Genomic DNA, 12,777 nt, shown 5'->3' with positions numbered 1-12,777 from the left:
AAGTCGGTACGCGGGTCCGGTCTATGGGCTCATAAGCCGGGCTTATGAGGCGGCCTACGGGCCCACAGACGGCTCTTCGGCGGACGTCAGCCGATGTGGTAACCGTCGCCGTACACCTTCCAGTCCAGCGGTGTGTTCAGGCACAGGTTGCCCTTGCGCAGGAACACCCGCTGCTCGGTGTCGACGCGGCTGGTGTCGCTGTGCGCCTCCTCCTGCTTCATGGCCCACACCCGCGCGTCCAGGAAGGCGTTGAGGTAGGCCGTTTCGTCGCCGCCCTGCGCCGGCGGCTTGGCCTTGTCCAGCGCGCGCTTGCGGATGTTGCGGAAGCTCGTGGAGTCGTCGCCGTCGCCGTGCATGACGAGGGCGTCGTAGTACGCGAACTGCCCCAGGGTGCCCAGTCCGTCGGCCTTGCCCTGCCGGACGGCCGGGTTGAAGTAGACGCGGTCGCGCTCGTCGTTCTGCGCCTGCTGGAACGCGGTGTCCTGGGCCGCCTTGCGCCAGTCGCGGGGGAAGCCCGGGTCCAGGCCCTCGTGCGAGTCGGTGCCGTTCACCTCGCGCAGGGCGGGCAGGTAAGGGGCCAGGACGTTGCCCGGCTTGCGGTCGGTGTAGAGCTGGACCAGGTCGAGCATGTCGCCGGTGCCGGAGCAGAAGCCGATGATGCCGGCCGTGTAGCCGCGGCCGTCGCCGATGTCCTCGATGTACTTGTACTGCGCCTTCCAGTCGAGCGAGGAGTTCTCCGCGCTCGACACCAGCTTCATGGCGATCTCCTTCTTCGCCGGGTCGTCGAGCGCCACGCAGCCGGCGGCGGCCGCGGCGCGCGGTGCCTTGAGCAGGGGGGCCGCGGTCAGTGACACGCCCATGAGGGCGAGCAGCGTGCGGCGGGACGTGCGGATGGACGGGTGCGTCACGGGGGCTCCAAAGGGAGGTGGGGGGTGGAGAGTTGGCCGTGCGAGCACTGACAGGAAGGTTTCCTATCAGAAGAACGGCCCGGAGAACACCCGTGCGGCGACAACTTCATGGCGGAGGGACGAGCCCGGGGCTCAGGGCAGCGGCTGCTCGGCCCAGATGACCTTCCCCGCCGGCGTGTAGCGCGTGCCCCAGCGCTCGGCGAGCTGGGCGACCAGGAACAGCCCCCGGCCGCCCTCGTCGGTCATGGCCGCGTAGCGCAGGTGCGGCGAGGTGCTGCTGCTGTCGAAGACCTCGCAGATCAGGGTCCGGTCGAACAGCACCCGCACCCGGATCGGGTCGGCGCCGTAACGGATGGCGTTGGTGACGAGTTCGCTGAGGATGAGCTCCGTGGTGAACGCCAGTTCCTCAAGGCCCCACCGCGTCAGCCTGCGGCTCACCGAGGCGCGCACCTCGCCGACGGCCGCCGGCTCCGGGCGCACCTCCCACTGCGCGATCCGGTCGGCGGCGAGCGCGCGGGTGCGGGCGACGATCAGCGCGATGTCGTCGCCCGCCCGGCCCGGCGGCCGCGCCTCCAGCACCGTCCGGCAGGTCTCCTCCGGGGAGTCGCCGGCCCGTTCCAGCGCGCGGCGCAGCAGTTCGAGCCCTTCGTCGATGTCCCGCTTGCGGTCCTCGACCAGCCCGTCGGTGTACAGCACGAGGCGGCTGCCCTCGGCCAGTTCGAGATCGACCGTCTCGAACGGCAGGCCGCCCAGGCCCAGCGGGGGACCGGCGGGCACGTCGGGGAACTCCACGTCGCCGCCGGGGTGGATCAGGGCCGGCGGCGGGTGGCCGGCGCGGGCGATCGTGCAGGTCCGCGCCACCGGGTCGTAGACCGCGTACAGGCAGGTCGCGCCGGTGACCGGGGCGCTGCCGTCCTCGGGGGTCTCGTCCTGGTCGATCCGGGCGACCAACTCGTCCAGCAGACCGAGGAGTTCGTCGGGCGGCAGATCCAGGGCGGAGAAGTTGTGCACCGCCGTGCGCAGCCGGCCCATGGTGGCCGCGGCGTGCAGCCCGTGCCCCACCACGTCGCCGACGACGAGGGCGACCCGGGCGCCCGACAGCGGCAGGACGTCGAACCAGTCGCCGCCGACCCCGGCCTGTGCGGGCAGATACCGGTAGGCGATCTCCAGCGCGGACTGCTCGGGCAGCGTGCGGGGCAGCAGACTGCGCTGGAGCGTCACGGCCATGCTGTGCTCGCGGGTGTAGCGGCGGGCGTTGTCGATGGAGACCGCCGCGCGCGTCACCAGCTCCTCCGCCAGGGCGAGTTCCTCCACGTCGAAGGGCTGCGGCTTCTGCGAGCGCCAGAAGCTGACCACGCCCAGCACCAGCGCCCCGGCCCGCAGCGGCACGGTGATCAGCGAGTGGATGCCGTAGGAGATGACCTGCGCGGTCCGCTCCAGATCCTGCTCGTGCCAGCCCGGCGCCGCGGACAGGTCGGGTTCCAGCACGGCCTGCCCGGAGCGCAGACAGGCGGCCTGCGGCGAGGTGTCGACGAACCTGATCCGCTCGCCCACGGGGTACAGCGGTGCGTCCTTGCGGATGCCGCTGACGGCGGTACGGCGCAGCGGCGTCGCCCCGTCCGGCTGCCCGCCGCCGAGCACCGCGTCGTAGAGGTCGACGCAGACGAAGTCGGCGAACCGGGGCACGGCGAGCTCGGCCAGCTCCTCGGCGGTGCGGGTGACGTCCAGGCTGGTGCCGATGCCCACCCCGGCGTCGTAGAGCATGTTCAGCCGCTCGCGTGCCGCCTCGGCCCGCCCCGACAGGGCGCGCAGCTCGGTGGAGTCGCGCAGGGTGGCGACGCTGCCGGGCGGGCCGCCCTGGACGTCGGTGGGGCGCTGGTTGACGGCCAGCAGCCGGTCCTTGACCAGGTGGACCTCGTCGGTGGCCGCGCGGCCCGAGGCCAGCAGGTCGCCGGTGTCCGAGGGCAGGCCCAGGTCGAGGACGTGCCGGCCCTCGGCGTCCTCGGGCAGGTCCAGCAGACGGTGCGCCTCGTCGTTGGCGAGCAGCAGCCGGCCCTCGCCGCTCGCGATGAGCACGCCCTCGCGCACGGCGTGCAGCACCGCGTCGTGGTGCTCGTACATGCGGGTCATCTCGTGCGGGCCCAGGCCGTGCGTCTGGCGCAGCAGGCGCCGGCTGACCAGGGCGGTGCCCGCGGTGGCGAGGGCGAGCCCGGCGGCCGCGGCGAGCAGGACCAGCGGCAGCTGGCGGTCGGCGGCGCCGCCCACGTTGTCGGTGGTGATGCCGGCCGACACCAGGCCGACGACCTTCCCGTCGGGCGCCTCGACCGGCACGACCGCCTGCACCAGCCGCCCGATGGTGCCGTTGACCTCCTCCGTCACGGTCTTCCCGGCCAGTGCCGGCGCGATCGTGCCCACGAACTTCTTGCCGATCCGGTCCGGCTTGGGGTGGGTGTAGCGGATGCCGTCGGTGTTCATGACGACGATGAAGTCCACGCCGGTCGCCTTGCGGGCCGCCTCCGCCCGGGGCTGGAGGACGGCCGTGGGGTCGGGGCTCGCCAGGGCCTCACGGGTGCCCGGCGCGTTGGCGAAGGCCTGTGCGACGGCGACCGAGCGGTTGCGGGCCTCCTGCGTGCTGTCGTGCCGCACCTGAAGCACCAGCGCCACCACCGCGGCCACCACCAGCAGCAGCACGATGACCACCTGCAGGAGGAACACCTGCCCGGCGACGCTGCGTCCCGTCACCGCCGACCGCAGTCCCGCGAACCGGCTCTCCCGCGCGCGTTCACCGTGGGCCGCCGACCGGGCGGCGGCCGACCTCCGCCGCACGCGCCGACCGTCCACCTCCCGGACGGCACCCGGCGTGCGCCGGGCACGGGCACCGGCGGAACGGAGGGTCGACCGGGCCCCGGAGCGACCCAGAAGTCGGACCATGTGCCCATGTCTACACTGCCGCGCCCCAGGAGGCGAGAGGCGTCACAGAGGGTGACCGGCTGCGCCCTGGTGCGGGGACGGCTCAGCGCCGACTGCCGTCCGCGGCGCGGCGGGTGGCGAGCAACAGGGCGATGTCGTCGGGCCGGTGGGCGGTGTGCCGGGCCGTGGCGGTGAGCCGTTCCGCGACGCCGGCCAGGGCCCGGGCGCCGGGGCGGACGGCGGGGGCGCCGGCCCGCGCCAGCGCCACCCTGAGCGCGGTGATGCCGTGGTCGATGTCGATGCCCGGCCGCTCGACGAGGCCGTCCGTGTAGAGCGCGAGGATGGCGCCGGGTTCGATGTGCAGTTCGGCGACCGGGTAGCGGGCGTGCGGGTCCACCCCGAGGACGACCCCGCCGGGCAGGTCCAGCACCTCCGTACGGCCGTCCGGGTGCCGCAGCAGCGGCGGCGGATGTCCGGCCTGCGCCACCCGCGCCAGCCCGGTGGCCGGATCCAGCCGGATGTAGCAGCAGCTGGCGAACTGGCCGGGGTCGAGGTCGATGAGCAGATGGTTGGTGCCGCTCATGACCTCGTCCGGCGGCCGGTCGCCCAGCGCGAACGCCCGTACCGCCGTGCGCAGTTGGCCCATGGTGGCCGCCGCCTGCACGCCGTGCCCCTGGACGTCGCCGATGACCAGGGCCAGTCCGTCGCCGGCCTCGACGACGTCGTACCAGTCGCCGCCCACGTCCATGCCCTGGGTGCCCGGCAGATACCGGCCGGTGGTCTCCACCCGGGGGTGCACCGACAGCCGGCGCGGCAGCAGGGCCTGCTGCAGGCCCCGGGCGAGCGCGGCCTCGCTCTCGTAGCGCTGAGCCTTCTCCATGGCGTGGGCGATCAGTCCGGCCAGCGCGGTGAGCACCGTGCGTTCCTCGGTGGAGAAGCTGCGCGAGCGGTCGAAGCCGAGGATGCAGGAGCCGACCGGGCGCCCGGAGGCGATCAGCGGCAGGAAGGCGCGGGCCCCTTCGGTGGCGTCCAGGGCGATGCCCGGGTAGGCGGCGCTGAGCTGCTCCATGGAGTCGAAGAACAGCGGCCGGCCGCTGGTGAGGGTCTCCACGCCGGGCAGGTGCGCGTCCAGCCCGACGCCCTCGAAGGGGGCCAGGAAACCCTTGGGGAAGCCGGTCTCCCAGGCCAGGTACAGGTGGCGGTCCTGCAGCAGGTAGATGGCCAGCCGGCGGCCGCCGAACGCGGGCAGCAGCTCCCGGACCACCACGGCGGCCACCTGGCGGGCGGTGACGGCCTCGGTCAGCGCGATGGCCAGCACGATGGGCCGGTACAGCGGGGCCATCGAGGGCACGCCGGGCGCGCCGCCGTCGGGGCCGGCGGCGGGAGCGAGCTCGGCGGCCGCCTCGGCGACCCGGCTCGCCGGCCGGAAGGTGCAGGCCAGCACGGCCTGGCCGGCGTAGACGCAGACGTCCAGCCAGGCGCCCTCATAGGTCTGCTCGGGGTCCTCCACGGGGCGGGAGACGTGGAAGCGCACAGGCTCGGGGGAGAGCAGCGCGCCGCGCAGATGGTCCTCGCAGTGCGGCTGGTTGAGCCAGGGCACGGCGTCCCAGAGCTGGCGGCCGAGCAGCTCCGTGCGCGGCCGGCCCAGCAGCTGCGCGGCGCGCGGATTGGCGTACAGGATCATCCCGAGGCGGTCCAGGCACAGCACGCCCTCGGGCAGCAGGTCGGCCGCGGCGTCGGCCGCCGCGCCGGGCCCGGGATCGACGACGACGCCGCGCACGGGGTGCGCGCCGGAGGGGGTGCCGCGGGGGACGGGGGCGGCGTACGGGCTCCACAGTTCCACCAGGCGCAGCGCGCCGTCTCCGGCCCGCACGTACAGCGGCAGCGGGGGCGGCCGGCCGGCGGCCGTCTCCCGCAGCGCGAGCAGCACCCGCTGCCCGCCGTCGCCGGGCGCCACGGCGTCCGCGAGCGCCTGCACACCCGCGGCGAAGTCCCCGGCCGGCACGCCCAGCAGGCCGGGCAGGCGCTCGTCCACCGTCACCACGTCCGTCACCGGATCCCAGGCGAAGCCCCCGGCACGCCCCGCCGGCGGGCGGGTGCCCGGCGGCCGGAGGCACACCGGCTCGCCGTCCCAGGCCACCGGGCGCCGGGCGCCCTCCAGGCGCAGCAGCGCCGCGCCGAGCTCCTCGGCCAGCTGCACCAGGCGGTCGCGGCAGGCGAGCAGCTCGGTGTTGTCGGAGGCGGAGGGGCGCAGCACGGTCAGCACGCCGAAGGTCGTCGAGCCGCCGACCACGGGGATGCACAGCGAGGCGAACTGGAAGGGCAGACCGGCGGCGAACTGGGGATAGCGGCGCATCGTCTCGGTGGCGTTGGGCAGGACCACCTGCACGCCGAGCCGGTAGGCGTCGGCCACCGGGAACGGGCGGTCGGCGTGCACCCGCCACCAGGGCCTGAACAGCGGGCCGGGCAGTCCCGCGAGCACCGCCAGGCGCAGCAGTCCGGGCGTGCCGGAGCGCAGATACACCCCTCCGGCCAGGCCGCCGGCTGCGCCGATCGCCTCCGTTGAGGCGTCGACCAGCAGCGCGACCAGCTGCTCGGGCGTCCGGTGTGCGTCCCTGGCGCTCCCAGTCATCGGCCCTACCTCGTCGGCACGCCGCCTCACGGGCGACACAGCAAGAATGCGCCACGAAGGGGCCGGTGCGCACCCGGGCGGTCGCAGTCCGGTGAGGATCGCGCGGATCCGGTGGAGCAGCCGCCTCCGCATCACCCCGGTGGCCGTGCCGACCGGCACGCCGGCGACGCCGTCCCATGACTTCTCCTGGTACGCGCCTCGGAAACCCTCTTGTGAGAGCGCTCCCACGCGGTGACGATGGGGCGGTGACCGAGACTCCCGCCGTACGGCCCTACCGCCCCGAGGACCGCGCCGCCCTCGACGACATCTGCATCCGCACCGCGCATGTCGGCCAGGACAGCCGGCCGTTCTACCAGGACCCCTCCCTCTTCCCCGCGATCTTCGCGGCCCCCTACGTCCACCTGGAGCCGGAGCTGGCCTTCGTCCTGGACGACGGCCGGGGAGCGGCCGTCGGCTACGTCCTGGGCACCGCCGACACGCGCCGCTTCGTCGAGGACTTCCGCACGCGGTGGCTGCCCCTGGTCGCGGACCGCTACCCCGAGCCCGCCGGGCCGCCGAAGAACGCCGACGAGGCGATGATCCCGCTGCTGCACCACCCGGAACGGATGATCGTCCCCGAGGTCGCCGCGTACCCGGCGCACCTGCACATCGACCTGCTCCCGGAATGGCAGGGCCGGGGCCACGGCCGCGCCCTCATGCGGGCGTTCCTCCAGGCCCTGCAGGACCAGGGCGTCCCGGCCGTGCACCTGTGCATGCTCACCGCCAACACCCCGGCCAGGGCCTTCTACGACCGTCTGGGCTTCCACGAGATCGACGTGCCGGACCCCGGACCGGTCACGTATCTCGGCCGTACGACGAAGGAGTTGGAGACGCTCTGAGGAAGCCGCCGGCCCCCGGTGTCAGGCGCCGACGCTCTCCACCGCGGCCAGCAACCGGTCCACGTCCTCCTGGCTGGTGTAGGGCGCGAGCCCGACGCGTACCGCTCCGGCGTCGCCGAGGCCGAGCCGGCGCGAGGCCTCCAGCGCGTAGAAGGAACCGGCCGGGGCGTCGATCCCCCGCGCCGCCAGCCGGGCGGCCACCTCGGCCGACTCGTGTCCGGCCAGCGAGAACAGCAGGGTCGGGGTGCGCCGGGCCGCACGGGAGTACACGGTGACCCCGCCGACCGATGCCAGGCCCTGCTCGATGCGCTCGCGCAGGGCGTCCTCGTGCGACTCCAGCGCCGCGAAGGCGGCCGTCAGACGGGCGCGGCGGGAGCCGCCCGCGTCCGGGGCCAGCTCGGCGAGGAAGTCCACGGCGGCCCGCGCCCCGGCCAGCAACTCATAGGGCAGCGTGCCCAGTTCGAACCGTTCGGGCACGGCGTCGGAGGACGGCAGCAGCTTGTCCGGGCGCAGGGTCTCCAGCAGCTCGGGCCGCGCGGTGAGGACACCGAGGTGCGGGCCGAGGAACTTGTACGGCGAGCAGACCAGGGTGTCGGCGCCCAGCCCGGCGAGGTCGACGAGGGCGTGCGAGGCGTAGTGCACGGCGTCGACGTGCAGCAGCGCGCCCACGCCGTGCGCGAGGGCGGCGATGGCCGGGACGTCGGGGCGGGTGCCGATGAGGTTGGAGGCCGCGGTCACGGCGACCAGCCGGGTGCGCGGGGACAGGGCCGCCTCGATGTGCCCGGGGTGGAGCTCGCCGGTGGCCGGGTCGAAGTCGGCCCAGCGGACGGTGGCGCCGACCGCCTCGGCCGCCTGGATCCAGGGCCGGATGTTGGAGTCGTGGTCGAGGCGGGTGACGACGACCTCATCGCCGGGACCCCAGTCCTTGGCGAGCGTGCGCGCCAGGTCGTAGGCCAGCTGCGTGGAGCTGCGGCCGAACACGATGCCGCGCGGCTCGGTGCCCAGCAGGTCGGCGAGCGCAGCGCGGGCCGCGACGACGATGGCCTCCGCGTTGCGCTCGCCCTCCGTGACTTGGCCGCGGTTGGCGAGGGGGTTGGCCAGCGCGTCCGCGATCGCGTCGATGACCGGCTGCGGCGTCTGGGTGCCGCCCGGCGCGTCGAAGCGGGCCGTACCCGACTTCAGGGCGGGTATCCGTGCGCGGATCGCGTCGACGTCGAAGGCCATGCGTGCTCCCGGTGGTGTCGTGACTGCCCAGGTGACAGGCTCGCACGCCGGGTGCCCCGCCGTCAGTCGAGGCGCAGTGTCGTCTTGGCGAGTTCGAATGCCGGGAGCATCTCCTTGTGTTCCTCCGTGTCGAACCCGCCGAGGTGGACGACGACCGGCCCGCGGCCGGTCGTGACGGCGAAGGCGGACTCCTCCTTGGACTCGTCCAGGAACTCGCTGCTGTACAGGTACGTCACCTCGACACCGCTGACGCCACCGGTGCGGAACGTGTGGTACGCCGCCTTGCTCGCCCCGTCCTCGGCCGCCACGAACGCCTCCAGTACGGCGCGGGCGTCGCCCTCCCCCGGGTCGCCGGTGAACACGCGCAGGTAGCCGAGGTGGCCGGCGGGTTTGGCGTCGACCTCGCAGACCGCGGTGACCGGGCCCTGGCGCAGCAGGGCGTCGGCGACCTCGCCGGCGAGGTCGCCGTCCGAGGAGCCGGAGGTTTCCCCGGCGGTGCCCGCGTCGACGGCGTTCGCCTTCCAGCCCTCGGCGATGGCGAACGTGACGGGCAGCGCGCACTGCGACGCGGCGCCGCCGATGCGGCCACCGCTCTTCGCGGCCGTCGCTCCCGAGCCCGCGCTCGCCGACGTGGCCGCGCCCGCGCCGGGCTTCGACTGGTCCTCCGCCGTGTCCGCGCAGCCGGTCAACACCCCTGCCAGCACTGCCGCGTGCACCAGCGAGCGCCGCAGGTTCCCCGCCCCGACCGGCATGTACGTCCCCTTCTCCACTCGTGGGACGGACACCCTATCGGCGCTGGTGCATGATGAGGCGATGACTTCGCTGCCCTTCGAGCGCCACTGCGACGAGATCGTGCGGCAGACCGGTCTGCTGGCCGCCCACGTCAGCGGCGCGGACCCCACCGCCCCGGTGCCCTCGTGCCCCGCCTGGAACCTGGGCCAGCTGCTGCGACACGTCGGCGGCGACCACCGCTGGGCGGAGGAGGTCGTCCGCACCCGGGCCACCGGACCCGTCCCCGACGCCCAGGTCAACGACCTGTCCGCCTACACCCACGAGGACGTCACCACGCTGGTCCCGTGGCTCGCCGAGGGCGCGGCCGCCCTCGCCGCGACGCTGCGGCATGCCGGGCCGGACACCAAGGTGTGGAGCCCGGCGGAGGAGCAGTTCCAGTCCACGGCGTTCTGGGCGCGCCGCATGGCCCACGAGACGGCCGTGCACCGGGCCGACGCGGCGCTCGTGACGGGCGCGCGGTTCGCCCTCGCGGACGACCTCGCCGTCGACGCGGTGGAGGAGTGGCTGGAGTTCGGCACGGTTCCCGAGGCCTACGAGCCCGGGCCGGACACGCCCGGCCTCCTCGGCCCCGGCCGCACCCTCCGCTTCCACGCGCCCGGCGCCGGCGAGTGGGGTGTCGACCTGACCGGCGAGCGCCCGCGCTGGAGCTCCGGGCCCGTCGCAAAGGCCGCGGTGACCGTCCGCGGACCCGTGACCGACCTGCTCCTGTTCCTCTACCGTCGCCCCGCACCGGCCGTCGAGGCCCACGGGGACGCGGAGTTGCTGCAACTGTGGCTGACACGGACCGGTTTCTGGCTGGAGCTCTAGCCGCACGGACGCGGCAGCATCACAAGACGTTAACGATCTTTACCGGAATGCCACCTTCCAGACCCGTCGCGCTTGCCGGGCTTCATCCCAAATACAGGTTCTGTTCGACAGCCAACGCACAGGAAACGCACAGGAAATCGTAGGGTTGACTTCAGTCGCCCCCCGATCGTCAAGGGCCGTACCAGCCCCATGGGCGTGCCTTGGCGATCTCTTGATGCGGGTCAAGTGACCGCCTCACAGCATCCTGACCTTTGATCTCGTGAGCTCGTGCGCACCCGGTGTCACGAGTCGAGGTCAGGAGTGGTGATGAGACTCAAGGGGAGACGGGTCCGCCCAGCTGTGCGGGGGCGGACATCCCATGGGGGACTGAGACGCACGGCGCTGGCGGTGGCCGCCGTGCTGGCGGCGCAGACCGCGTTGATGTCGCTGGAGACGGGGGCGGCGTTCGCCTCCGGCACCGCGGACACCACCAGTGCGGTGGCCGCCTCGGACACCTCCAAGTCGGCGGCCTCATCGGCCGATTCGGTGGCCGCGGCGCTGCTGATGGCGCGGCTTCAGGACCGCAGGATCGAGGTGACGTCGGAGCGTACGGCGGCCTCGACGACGTACGCCCTGCCGTCCGGCGAGTTGCAGACCGCCACCTACGCCGGTCCGATCCGGCAGAAGGTGGGCGGCCGGTGGAAGGACATCGACACCGACCTGTCGGACACTGGCCCGGCGCTCCGGCCCGCGGTCGCGGCGGCGGACGTCACGGTCTCCGACGGCGGTGACACCTCGCTGGCGAGCGTGGGCAAGGACGGTACGTCCTTCGGCCTGGGCTGGGAGAGCGAGCTGCCCGCCCCGACCGTCAAGGACAACACCGCCTCCTACGACCTGGGCGACGGACAGACCCTGTCGGTGGCGGCGTTGGCCCAGGGCTTCTCGGAGAACCTGCAGCTGGACGCGGCTCCGGCCGCCGGCACCTCGTACCGGATTCCCCTCAAGCTCAAGGGACTTGAGCTGTCCAAGGCGGATTCCGGGCACCTGCTGCTGAAGGACGCCCACGGCAAGCTGGTCGCCGAGGCGCCCGCGCCGATGATGTGGGACTCCTCCACCGACAAGGCATCCGGCGAGTCGAAGCACCAGGCCGCCGTCACCACCGACATCGAGACGGCCGCCGACGGCTCCCAGACGCTGGTCCTCACACCGGACCCGGACTACTTCGCACAGGACCTGACCTACCCGGTCACCGTCGACCCGACCTCCACCCTGGCGGTGACGACGGACACCTGGGTGCAGACCCCCGACTACCCCGACTCGCAGGTCTCCTCGACCGAGCTGAAGTCGGGCACGTACGACGGCGGGACCGACATCGCCCGCTCGTACCTGAAGTTCGACGTGTCGGCCTTCAAGGGCAAGCACATCACCGACACCAACCTCGCCCTGTACTCGTACTACTCCTCGACCTGCGCCACCTCCGGAGCGGGCACGCAGGTACGCCGGATCACCTCCTCCTGGTCGTCGTCGGACGTGACCTGGTCCACCCAGCCGTCGACCACCACGACGGGCGCGATCACCAACAAGGCCGCGCTGGGCTACAGCAGCACCGACTGCCCCGGCGGCACGATGAACTTCGACATCGACGCCATCGTGCAGGCGTGGGCGGACGGCAGCGCCAACTACGGCCTCCAGGTGCGCGGCGCGGACGAGGGCGACTCCTCGACCTGGCGCCGGTTCCGCTCGGCGAACTACGTCTCGGGCGACAACTCCGTCGAGCCGCACCTGACGGTGACGTACAACTCCTACCCGGCCGTGCCGAGTTCGCTCGCCGTCTCGCCGTCGCAGGTCAACGCCTACAGCGGGAAGCGGTACATCACCACCTACACACCGACGCTGTCGGCGAAGGTGACGGACGCCGACGGCTCCACGGTCAAGGCGCAGTTCGAGATCACCAACGACCCCGCGTACACCAGCGAGGCCGCCTACTCCACCACCGTGACCAGCTCCAGCGTCGCCTCCGGCGGCACGGCCACCTACGCCGTCCCCAGCACGGCGGCGCTGCCCGCACAGCACATGCGGATGCGCGTGCGCGGCTACGACGGCACCGACTACGGCGCCTGGTCGTCGTACCTGTACTTCGTGCCGAACGTCGCCAAGCCCGCCGCGCCTACCGTCTCCTGCGCCACGTACACGCAGAACAGCTGGACGGCCAAGGCCGACGCCGCCGTCGACTGCACGCTCGACACCTCCTCCAGCGACGGCGCCGGCTACTACTGGGGCCTGGACGACAGCAGTCTGCCGAACAAGGAGCTGGACACCAGCGACGGCAACGGCGGTGACGCGCTCACCGTCTCCATCGACCCGGCCGACGGCTGGCACACGCTGTACGCCCGCACGGTGGACTCCGGCGGCAACCTCTCCACCGCCACCACGGCCTACTCCTTCGGCGTCGGCGAGGACGGCGCGGCGGTCATCGCCCCGCAGGACGGTGACGTCACCGCCCGCCGGCTGACCCTCGCCGCCAAGGGCCTGACCACCTACACCGGCGTGACCTGGCAGTACCGCCGGGGCGAGACCGACTCCTGGCACACCGTGCCGGTCGGCGACGTCACCGCCTCCGGCAGCGCGGTGTCCGCCTGGCCCGTCG

Annotated in this window: 8 protein-coding genes; 3 read left to right on the top strand and 5 right to left on the bottom strand. The window is 73.4% G+C overall.

Annotation, left to right across the window (positions count from 1 at the left end; genetic code table 11):
- Nucleotides 1–86 precede the first annotated feature (86 nt).
- The 3 genes from ACYF6T_RS43455 to ACYF6T_RS43445 form a co-directional block, all read right to left on the bottom strand.
- Nucleotides 87–860, bottom strand: coding sequence for a chitosanase (locus ACYF6T_RS43455; protein WP_461703509.1), 774 nt, complete (start codon nt 858–860; stop codon nt 87–89).
- A 180-nt stretch (nt 861–1,040) separates the two neighbouring features.
- Nucleotides 1,041–3,839 carry a SpoIIE family protein phosphatase gene (locus tag ACYF6T_RS43450; protein ID WP_461703508.1) on the bottom strand — a complete coding sequence of 933 codons (2,799 nt, stop codon included), beginning with the start codon at nt 3,837–3,839 and terminating at the stop codon, nt 1,041–1,043.
- Nucleotides 3,840–3,921: 82 nt separating this feature from the next.
- Complete coding sequence (locus tag ACYF6T_RS43445; protein ID WP_461703507.1) at nt 3,922–6,450, bottom strand: SpoIIE family protein phosphatase; 2,529 nt, start codon at nt 6,448–6,450, stop codon at nt 3,922–3,924.
- Between the two features lie 245 nt (nt 6,451–6,695).
- Here ACYF6T_RS43445 and ACYF6T_RS43440 point away from each other — a divergent pair, with 245 nt between their 5' ends.
- Complete coding sequence (locus tag ACYF6T_RS43440; RefSeq protein ID WP_461703506.1) at nt 6,696–7,328, top strand: GNAT family N-acetyltransferase; 633 nt, start codon at nt 6,696–6,698, stop codon at nt 7,326–7,328.
- 21 nt (nt 7,329–7,349) lie between these two features.
- On the opposite strand, the gene ACYF6T_RS43435 is transcribed toward ACYF6T_RS43440, so the two are convergent.
- Nucleotides 7,350–8,552 (bottom strand): cysteine desulfurase-like protein, encoded by a 1,203-nt coding sequence (locus ACYF6T_RS43435; protein ID WP_461703505.1) that lies wholly within the window; start codon nt 8,550–8,552, stop codon nt 7,350–7,352.
- 62 nt (nt 8,553–8,614) lie between these two features.
- Nucleotides 8,615–9,304 (bottom strand): lipoprotein, encoded by a 690-nt coding sequence (locus ACYF6T_RS43430; protein ID WP_461703504.1) that lies wholly within the window; start codon nt 9,302–9,304, stop codon nt 8,615–8,617.
- Nucleotides 9,305–9,365: 61 nt separating this feature from the next.
- On the opposite strand from ACYF6T_RS43430, the gene ACYF6T_RS43425 reads away from it, so the two are divergent.
- Together ACYF6T_RS43425 and ACYF6T_RS43420 are read left to right on the top strand one after the other, a co-directional pair.
- The gene (locus ACYF6T_RS43425) at nt 9,366–10,151 is read left to right on the top strand and encodes a maleylpyruvate isomerase family mycothiol-dependent enzyme (protein ID WP_461703503.1); all 786 of its coding nucleotides are present in this window, start codon (nt 9,366–9,368) and stop codon (nt 10,149–10,151) included.
- A 387-nt stretch (nt 10,152–10,538) separates the two neighbouring features.
- On the top strand, nt 10,539–12,777 hold a 2,239-nt coding region (locus tag ACYF6T_RS43420; protein WP_461703502.1), incomplete at its 3' end, for a DNRLRE domain-containing protein.

It is taken from the genome of Streptomyces sp. 7R007, from assembly GCF_054850255.1.
The sequence above is the reverse complement of the archived record's forward strand: the minus strand, read 5'-3'. Positions and strand labels throughout refer to the sequence as shown.